The 8,258-nt window shown below is 42.7% G+C and carries 11 protein-coding genes and 1 pseudogene; 8 read left to right on the forward strand and 4 right to left on the reverse strand.

Annotated features, from left to right (window positions below; all coding sequences use genetic code 11):
- The 6 genes from OGM63_RS13750 to OGM63_RS13775 all read left to right on the forward strand — a co-directional run.
- A partial coding sequence (locus OGM63_RS13750) for a HEAT repeat domain-containing protein (protein ID WP_263746145.1) occupies positions 1-1,220 on the forward strand: 1,220 nt, incomplete at its 5' end.
- A gap of 136 nt (positions 1,221-1,356) precedes the next feature.
- Positions 1,357-1,581 (forward strand): type II toxin-antitoxin system HicB family antitoxin, encoded by a 225-nt coding sequence (locus OGM63_RS13755; protein ID WP_263746146.1) that lies wholly within the window; start codon positions 1,357-1,359, stop codon positions 1,579-1,581.
- Positions 1,582-1,621: 40 nt separating this feature from the next.
- The gene (locus tag OGM63_RS13760) at positions 1,622-1,849 is read left to right on the forward strand and encodes a type II toxin-antitoxin system HicA family toxin (protein WP_263746147.1); all 228 of its coding nucleotides are present in this window, start codon (positions 1,622-1,624) and stop codon (positions 1,847-1,849) included.
- Complete coding sequence (locus OGM63_RS13765) at positions 1,846-2,070, forward strand: type II toxin-antitoxin system HicB family antitoxin (protein ID WP_263746148.1); 225 nt, start codon at positions 1,846-1,848, stop codon at positions 2,068-2,070. The genes OGM63_RS13760 and OGM63_RS13765 overlap by 4 nt, the downstream gene beginning before the upstream one ends.
- Before the next feature lie 25 nt (positions 2,071-2,095).
- Positions 2,096-2,350 carry a hypothetical protein gene (locus OGM63_RS13770; protein ID WP_263746149.1) on the forward strand — a complete coding sequence of 85 codons (255 nt, stop codon included), beginning with the start codon at positions 2,096-2,098 and terminating at the stop codon, positions 2,348-2,350.
- 291 nt (positions 2,351-2,641) lie between these two features.
- A complete protein-coding gene (locus OGM63_RS13775) occupies positions 2,642-3,121 on the forward strand; it encodes a hypothetical protein (protein WP_263746150.1) in 480 nt (159 codons plus the stop codon).
- A 643-nt stretch (positions 3,122-3,764) separates the two neighbouring features.
- Here OGM63_RS13775 and OGM63_RS13780 read toward each other — a convergent pair.
- The 3 genes and pseudogenes from OGM63_RS13780 to rsmH all read right to left on the reverse strand — a co-directional run.
- Positions 3,765-4,058, reverse strand: a pseudogene (locus OGM63_RS13780) (Rpn family recombination-promoting nuclease/putative transposase); the annotation flags it as partial.
- Between the two features lie 12 nt (positions 4,059-4,070).
- On the reverse strand, positions 4,071-4,856 hold the full coding sequence (locus OGM63_RS13785; protein ID WP_263746151.1) for an Rpn family recombination-promoting nuclease/putative transposase: 786 nt from the start codon (positions 4,854-4,856) through the stop codon (positions 4,071-4,073).
- 109 nt (positions 4,857-4,965) lie between these two features.
- Complete coding sequence (rsmH, locus tag OGM63_RS13790; RefSeq protein WP_263746152.1) at positions 4,966-5,856, reverse strand: 16S rRNA (cytosine(1402)-N(4))-methyltransferase RsmH; 891 nt, start codon at positions 5,854-5,856, stop codon at positions 4,966-4,968.
- Positions 5,857-6,080: 224 nt separating this feature from the next.
- Here rsmH and OGM63_RS13795 point away from each other — a divergent pair, with 224 nt between their 5' ends.
- Together OGM63_RS13795 and OGM63_RS13800 are read left to right on the forward strand one after the other, a co-directional pair.
- Positions 6,081-7,265, forward strand: a complete 1,185-nt coding sequence (locus OGM63_RS13795) for an NAD(P)H-quinone oxidoreductase subunit H (RefSeq protein ID WP_263746153.1) — start codon at positions 6,081-6,083, stop codon at positions 7,263-7,265.
- A gap of 271 nt (positions 7,266-7,536) precedes the next feature.
- Positions 7,537-8,082, forward strand: a complete 546-nt coding sequence (locus OGM63_RS13800; protein WP_263746154.1) for a GAF domain-containing protein — start codon at positions 7,537-7,539, stop codon at positions 8,080-8,082.
- Between the two features lie 92 nt (positions 8,083-8,174).
- Here OGM63_RS13800 and OGM63_RS29820 read toward each other — a convergent pair.
- Positions 8,175-8,258, reverse strand: an 84-nt coding sequence (locus tag OGM63_RS29820) for a transposase (protein ID WP_375340484.1), incomplete at its 5' end; no start/stop codon positions are given.

Here is an 8,258-nt window from a genome sequence, read left to right on the forward strand (position 1 = left end):
AAGACCGCGCGATCGCTGATAATAATGAGGATGTGCGACGTGCAGCAGTCGAAGCTTTAGCCAGCAACTTCAAAGATGACCCCGACACCCTCCCTTTGCTGAAAGACCGCGCGATCGCTGATAATAACTGGGTTGTGCGATATGCAGCAGTCCAAGCTTTAGTCAGCAACTTCAAAGATGACCCCGGCACTCTCCCTTGGCTCAAAGACCGCGCGATCGCTGATAATAATGAGGATGTGCGACGTGCAGCAGTCGAAGCTTTAGCCAGCAACTTCAAAGATGACCCCGACACCCTCCCTTTGCTGAAAGACCGCGCGATCGCTGATAATAATGAGGATGTGCGAGGTGCAGCAGTCCAAGCTTTAGCCAGCAACTTCAAAGATGACCCAGGCACTCTCCCTTTGCTGAAAGAACGCGCGATCGCTGATAATGATAAGTATGTGCGACGTGCAGCAGTCGAAGCTTTAGCCAGCAACTTCAAAGATGACCCAGGCACTCTCCCTTTGCTGAAAGACCGCGCGATCGCTGATAATGATGGGAATGTGCGACGTGCAGCAGTCGAAGCTTTAGTCAGCAACTTCAAAGATGACCCCGACACCCTCCCTTGGCTCAAAGAACGCGCGATCGCTGATAATGATGGGAATGTGCGACGTGCAGCAGTCGAAGCTTTAGTCAGCAACTTCAAAGATGACCCCGACACCCTCCCTTGGCTCAAAGAACGCGCGATCGCTGATAATAATGGGAATGTGCGACGTGCAGCAGTCCAAGCTTTAGTCAGCAACTTCAAAGATGACCCCGACACTCTCCCTTTGCTGAAAGAACGCGCGATCGCTGATAATGATGGGAATGTGCGACGTGCAGCAGTCGAAGCTTTAGTCAGCAACTTCAAAGATGACCCCGACACCCTCCCTTGGCTGAAAGAACGCGCGATCGCTGATAATAATGGGAATGTGCGAGCAGCAGCAGTCCAAGCGTTAGCCAGCAACTTCAAAGATGAACCTGGGATGTTTGAAGTGTTCTACAATTGCGCTGTCAATGACCCTTTTGAGCGCAAGGAAGACGATGAAACCAACCCTCGGCAAGTTGCACTTTTAGCAATTATCGAGCAATACCCCGATCATCCCCAGACTTTATCACTATTGCGCGACAAAGCAGCAAATGACCCAGATGAGAAAGTGCGGGAGTTTGCACAGAATAAGTTGAAGGAGTTAGATAAGTAAAATCGCAAAAATCTGACCTCACTTCCATTCCTCTCTCCTGCAAAAAGAGAGGCTTTGAGACTTACTCCCCTTCCGTATTCCGGGAAGGGGTTGGGGGTTAGGTCTATATTAGACTTAACTGGAAACTGCTATAAACATGAAATATACAATTGTGATTAAATGGTCTGACGAAGACCAATGTTATGTAGTTTTGCTGCCTGAGTTTACTAATGTAATGCAGCCTTGCACCCACGGAGACACTTACGAAGAAGCTGTTAAGAATGCTCAAGAAGTTCTAGAAATGTTGATTTCGTCAGCTTTTTCAGACAACGAACCGCTACCAGAACCGGAAACGTTAGGAAAGACATTTAAAGTAGCATAAATAAGCCAGGAGAGTCGAGAAAGTTGAAGAATACGGGGATATGCCTAAGAAAATCAGAGAACTCAAAAGCTTGTTGCTGCAAGCAGGGTTTATTTATAAACCTGGAAAAGGTAGCCACACTAATTGGTTTCATCTACTGCTACCGGGAAGAGTAACTTTATCTGGTAAGGATGGGAATGATGCGAAAGCTTACCAGGAAAAAGACGTTAATAATGCACTTCAAAAGCTAGAGGAAATTAAAAAAGCTCAAGAGGAAGAACAAGAATGAATTCTCACTACACTATTATTATTCAATGGTCTGACGAAGATAACTGTTATGTTGTCAGCCTTCCTGAATGGGGAGAATTTTGTCATACTCACGGAGACACTTACGAAGAAGCTGTTAAGAATGCTCAAGAAGTTTTAGAAATGCTCATTGAGTCATCGCTAGAAGACGGTGAACTCCTACCAGAACCGCAAACGTTAGCAAAGACATTTAAAGTAGCATAAATATTGATTCGATGAAAGAGGGATTATGACCACATCTGTAAATACAAACAAAGTCTACGACGAAATTATAGACTTTATTGCTGCGGGAACTACACCCCAAAGTGTTATAGATTTTAAATTATCAAATGCAGCGCAGGAGCGTTTAGAAGATTTGGTTTACGCACATAAAACAGGAGAACTGACACCAGAGGAAAAAAAAGAGCTAGACCGGTTCCTCACCTTAGAGCATATAATGACTTTGGCAAAAGCACGTGCTCATAAGTACATCGCAGCCGAGTAAGTAAATACGTGTAAACGAACGTGTTCTAATGTAGTAAGGGCTGAAGCCCTTAATCTTGGTTATGAGCGGTGAACCGCTCACTACGAGAAAATTTCAAGAAAATGTGCGCTTCTTAGTAGTAAAGGCTGAAGCCCTTAATTTTGGCTATGAGCGGTGAACCGCTCACTACGAAGTAAAAGAGGTAATAGAGAGCTTTCTTGAAATAAAATGTGCGATCGCATGACCTTGTGGGAATCATAAATGTAGTAAACATTGCTACTTCAGCAAGACTCTCACCAAGGTAATTATACGATGGCTTATCAAAATGTCAACGCCAGCATTTCTCCACAAGATATCCAAGAAATTAAAGCAGCACTACAGACAGTCCAAAAAAAGCTGCCTTTCCTCATTACTCTCAGTTTAGAAGAACGGCGCAAGTTATTTAAAATGGGTGATAAAAGCCTCGCTTTTGTTAATAATAGCGTTACCGCTGCTCAATCTAACCGCGACATTCTCCCAGCGAGTTTTGATGTTGAGGAATTTGTGCAAAATTATCAATTAGCTACCACACTCACCGAACTTTTAACCTCAATGCGGCAACTCACCGAAAAGGTAGATGATACTCTATTAGCAGTCGGTAGTGATACCATGACCAGCAGTTTGACTGTTTATGACTATGTAAAGACTGCTGCAAAGAAGACTCCAGGCTTAAAAACTATTGCCGAACAGTTAGGTGAACGCTTTAAAGCGATCGGCAAAGGTAGAGCTGCTAAAGCTGCATCCAGTTCTTGAGACAACACCCTATCGCTTTAATCGAACACACGTAGAGACGTAGCACTGCTACGTCTCTACAAGGTTTTAGGTTTTATATATGTACGAACTAAGGAGTGAAATCTGCTGTAAATACTCGTCGATGAGTCACAGAAGGAGATTCATCACTCTTTTATACTCGTCGATGAGTCACAGAAGGAGATTCATCAGTCTTTTATACTCGTCGATGAGTCACAGAAGGAGATTCATCAGTCTTTTATACTCGTCGATGAGTCACAGAAGGAGATTCATCACTCTTTTATACTCGTCGATGAGTCACAGAAGGAGATTCATCAGTCTTTTATACTCGTCGATGAGTCTTGGAAGCAGATTCATCAGTTATTTTGAATTGCGATCGCCTTTCTTCAGCTATTAGACATCTCCAGAAATTAATTATGCGTTACCCGAAACCTTTGTAGAGACGTGAAATTTCACGTCTCTACATTGTTTTCTGGAGATGTCTATTAGACATCTCCAAAAATGAACTATGCGTTGTCCGAAACCTTTGTAGAGACGTGAAATTTCACGTCTCTACATTGTTTTCTGGAGATGTCTATTGTGTTTTACTGAAAATACCGATGATGTATTTTTGCAAGCGATCGCACTTTACCCCACATCTATCAGTCTATTGATTTGGAGGTGTTTGCTCTGCTGCTTGCTGGACTTGTGCAAGATCCAAATCCAACGCTTGTGCTATTTGTTCGACAGTTAACCCTAATGCTAACAGTCTGGGTATAGCTTCTAATTTTGCCTCCACACGACCTTCTTCTTTACCTTTTTGTTTACCTTCTTGCTCACCTTCTTCTTTACCTTCTTGATAAACTCGCGTTTGCTTTAACTCACTTAACCCAAACATTGCTTCTATCTCCTCTCGACTCATTTTGGGAAACTTATAAACCAAGATTGTCTCTATAAATTCTAGTAACTGCTGTTATTGATTTGGAGGTGTTTGCTCTGCTGCTTGCTGGACTTGTGCAAGATCCAAATCCAACGCTTGTGCTATTTGTTCCACAGTTAAACCTAATGCTAACAGTCTGGGTATAGCTTCTAATTTTGCTTCTAAACTACCCTCTTCTTTACCTTCTTGATAAACTCGCGTTTGCTTTAACTCACTTAACCCAAACATTGCTTCTATCTCCTCTCGACTCATTTTGGGAAACTTATAAACCAAGATTGTCTCTATAAATTCTAGTAACTGCTGTTGCAGTTGTAGATTTACCCCTTGCTTGGTTCGGTTGATTAATTCTCTAGCAGCGATAATTGCTGTATCTTCATCTTCAACTACTAATTTAATAGTAGCAATACCAATTGGTAGTGATGCAGCTTCACCTAATTCATCTAAATAAATTCGGCTGATGCGCTGACTGGTAAAGAATTCATGGCAATCTTTGGTATCAGATGTATCTATGTTTTTAGTAGGATAAATCACTACTCCGCGCCAAGTGCTTTTGGGTTTATTTTGACGTAAGTATAAAAATATTTCTGATAACAGACGCGAGTAAAGTTCTGTGTCAGACTGAAATTGAACTTCGACAAAATAAATTGGATTATCTTCTTGGATGGGAAGAAATACACCATCAATTCTAAAAGCTGTTTGCTTAATTTCAACTGAAGCAAATTGATAAACGTTTGCGGTTTCGGGAGGGTTGCTAATCAGTTCAAAGAAGATGCTGGGAAATTCTTGAAATAGGCGATAAAATATGCTGTCGGTTTTCACTCTGGATGTTGTAGCACAGTTTGAAAGTGTAGCAATTTTCTCACAAAGAATACGCCGAAGGCACGGAAATATTGACTATGAGCGGTGAACCGCTCACTACGAAACAACATCAATCTTTTCTTTCTGCTATCCTCAATTTAGCAGAACGCGATCGCGGATTATTCGCCAACTCATCTTCTTGAGCAGTAATTGGCTTTTTTGTCAATACCTTTAACAAAGGTGAATTTCTTAAACCGTGTTTCACCAGTCGGTCTTCAAGACTGTGAAAACTGATAATGGCAATTCTGCCACCGACTACCAGAGATAGAGGTGCTTTTTCGATAAATGTTTCTAAAGACTTTAACTCGTCGTTAACGACAATGCGTAAAGCTTGAAATACGCGAGTAGCTGGGTGAATTCTGCCATAACGGTATTTTGGGGGGACAGAATAAGCGATCGCTTCAGATAATTCCGTCGTCGTCTGAAACGGACGTTTTTCGACAATTCGTCTAGCGATGCGTCGCGAAAGTCGTTCTTCACCGTATGTAAAGAAGATATTTGCTAACTCCGCTTCATCCCAATCATTAATCACATCAGCAGCCGTTAACGATTGTCCTCGATCCATCCGCATATCTAAAGGAGCGCTAGAACGAAAACTAAAACCCCGTGACCCTGTATCGAGATGGTGAGAGCTAACGCCCAAATCGGCGATAATACCAGAGTAAGTGCTTGCAGGAAATTTATAAGCAGCAAAATTGCTCTTGATGAATTGTATGCGAGCCTCCTTTAGAGGAGCTACGCTAACGCTAAACTCCCCTAATTGCTTCTTTGCGGCTATGATTGCATCCTCATCTTGATCCATTGCGGTCAATTGGGCATCTGGTGCAGCTTCTAAGATTAACCGACTGTGACCCCCACCACCTACAGTTGCATCTAAATAATGCCCACTAGGATGCACTGCTAAACCCTCAATTACCTCTCGACTTAAAACTGGCACATGAAAAAATTCTTGCGCCCCCATTTTCTCAATCTGAAGATCCATATAATTGAATATGTGCAACAAAACTAAACATCAAATAAAATCCGCCGCTACCCTCTCTAACTTACCCTCGTAGTGAGCGATTCATCGCTCATCTTTTACGACTGAAGTCGTGACTACGAACCACCAAATTTTTTCCGTTGGCTGCTTGGCACTTACGCGGTTCTATTTTAAATTTTCACTTCAGTAGGGAGAACACTGAATTTATGGCAAGAATCGAAACCCGCACAGAACCGATGGTGCTAAACATGGGACCTCACCATCCCTCAATGCACGGGGTTATGCGGTTAATTGTCACACTAGATGGCGAAGATGTCATCGACTGTGAACCGGTCATCGGCTACCTACATCGGGGGATGGAAAAAATTGCCGAGAACCGTACTAATATTATGTACGTTCCCTACGTCAGTCGGTGGGACTATGCAGCGGGGATGTTTAACGAAGCTGTCACCGTCAACGCACCAGAACAACTAGCCAATATTCCCGTTCCCAAACGCGCTAGCTACATCCGCGTCATCATGCTGGAATTGAACCGCATCGCTAACCATTTGCTGTGGTTTGGTCCATTTATGGCTGATGTCGGGGCACAAACTCCGTTTTTCTATCAATTCCGCGAACGGGAGTTGATTTACGATCTGTGGGAAGCTGCTACAGGTTATCGCATGGTAAATCACAACTACTTCCGCATTGGTGGTGTCGCGGCTGATTTACCCTACGGTTGGATAGATAAATGTTTGGACTTTTGTGACTACTTCCCCCCTAAAGTTGACGAGTACGAACGCTTAGTTACTGATAACCCAATTTTCCGTCGTCGTGTCGAAGGAATTGGTACAATTACTCGCGATGAAGCAATTAACTGGGGACTTTCTGGTCCCATGTTACGCGCTTCTGGGGTGCAGTGGGATTTGCGGAAAGTTGACCACTACGAATGTTATGACGACTTCGATTGGGATGTGCATTGGGAAACTGCTGGTGATTGCTTCGCTCGTTACGTCGTGCGGATGCGAGAAATGCGCGAATCGGTGAAAATTATTCGTCAAGCCATCAAAGGTCTTCCTGGTGGACCTTTTGAGAACTTAGAAGCCAAGCGTATGGCTGCGGGTAAAAAATCTGAGTGGGATGCTTTTGATTACCAGTATATCGGTAAGAAAATTTCTCCCACCTTCAAGATTCCCAAAGGAGAAATTTACTCCCGTGTCGAAAGCGGTAAAGGTGAACTGGGAATTTATCTCATTGGCGATGATAACGTCTTTCCCTCCCGCTGGAAAATTCGCGCTGCTGATTTTAACAACGTGCAGATTTTACCTCATTTACTGCGCGGTGTGAAGTTAGCAGATATTGTCGTAATTCTCGGCAGTATTGACATCATCATGGGGTCGGTAGATAGATAGGCATTCATCAAGAGGGGAAAAGGTAAAGAGTAAAGGGTAGGAGTGATTTGAAATTAGTCGATTGGTCTTGAATTACTTCAACATTTACCCTTTTTTTCCTTTATAAAACCCCTCTTTTTGTAGAGACGTAGCAGTGCTACGTCTCTACATGTATTCGATTAAAGCGATAGGGTGCTGTATTAATATCACCCGATTGTCGTAATTATATTCTTAACAAAAATAAGTTACCATATAAATTCAATAATATTTACTCAGTAGTCATTTGGAAGCTGTGCAAATTGATTCGGATCAAGAATTTGACCCCAGTTCAAATAGGCATCATGACAGGGGTTTACAACGAGTACTTGATCGCCTTTGTCAAACAATTGAGCGGGATGCATTAGTTAGACAAACAACGAACCAACTGAGAGAATTACTTCAGGTCGATCGGGTGGTTTTGTATTATTTTTATAGCCAGTGGTCCGGACAAGTAACCTTTGAATCTTTGAGTAATCAGGAATTGTCAATTTTAGGTTCAACCGGACCGGATGATTGTTTTAACAATGACTATGCTGATATGTACAAAGATGGAAGAGTAAGAGCGATCGCTGATATTGAATTAGAACCAATCCAGCCTTGTCACCGAGATTTTCTCCGCAATTTACAAGTTCGCGCTAACCTTGTTGTACCTGTTTTGATTCCGAGAGGGTTATGGGGATTGCTAATAGCTCATCACTGCCAAGCACCTCGCTCTTGGTTAGCATCCGACATTGAAGTGATGCAACAAAAAGCACAAATTCTCGCCACAGCTTCTTGTATTCTATCAAACCCATGCTGAGAACCCCCGAAGAACAGAAACGTAGTTTCGAGTTCTGTGAAGTGGATGCGGGGATGAAAGCTAACCGCCTGATTCCGAAAGGCATTTTAGTTTTAATTGCTTTTTTGATTCTCAATATATTGTCTGACAATTTCTGTACTTACAGCACCCGTAGAAGCAACAAAATAACTAGGACT

The organism is Plectonema radiosum NIES-515, assembly GCF_025753815.1.
Lineage (GTDB): Bacteria > Cyanobacteriota > Cyanobacteriia > Cyanobacteriales > Nostocaceae > Hassallia > Hassallia radiosum_A.

Bases quoted from the DNA above. Each gene is read 5' to 3' on its own strand.
- OGM63_RS13755 (WP_263746146.1), top strand. From the start codon at position 1,357: ATGAAATATACAATTGTGATTAAATGGTCTGACGAAGACCAATGTTAT.
- OGM63_RS13760 (WP_263746147.1), top strand. From the start codon at position 1,622: ATGCCTAAGAAAATCAGAGAACTCAAAAGCTTGTTGCTGCAAGCAGGG.
- OGM63_RS13765 (WP_263746148.1), top strand. From the start codon at position 1,846: ATGAATTCTCACTACACTATTATTATTCAATGGTCTGACGAAGATAAC.
- OGM63_RS13770 (WP_263746149.1), top strand. From the start codon at position 2,096: ATGACCACATCTGTAAATACAAACAAAGTCTACGACGAAATTATAGAC.
- OGM63_RS13775 (WP_263746150.1), top strand. From the start codon at position 2,642: ATGGCTTATCAAAATGTCAACGCCAGCATTTCTCCACAAGATATCCAA.
- rsmH (WP_263746152.1), bottom strand. From the start codon at position 5,856: ATGGGGGCGCAAGAATTTTTTCATGTGCCAGTTTTAAGTCGAGAGGTA.
- OGM63_RS13795 (WP_263746153.1), top strand. From the start codon at position 6,081: ATGGCAAGAATCGAAACCCGCACAGAACCGATGGTGCTAAACATGGGA.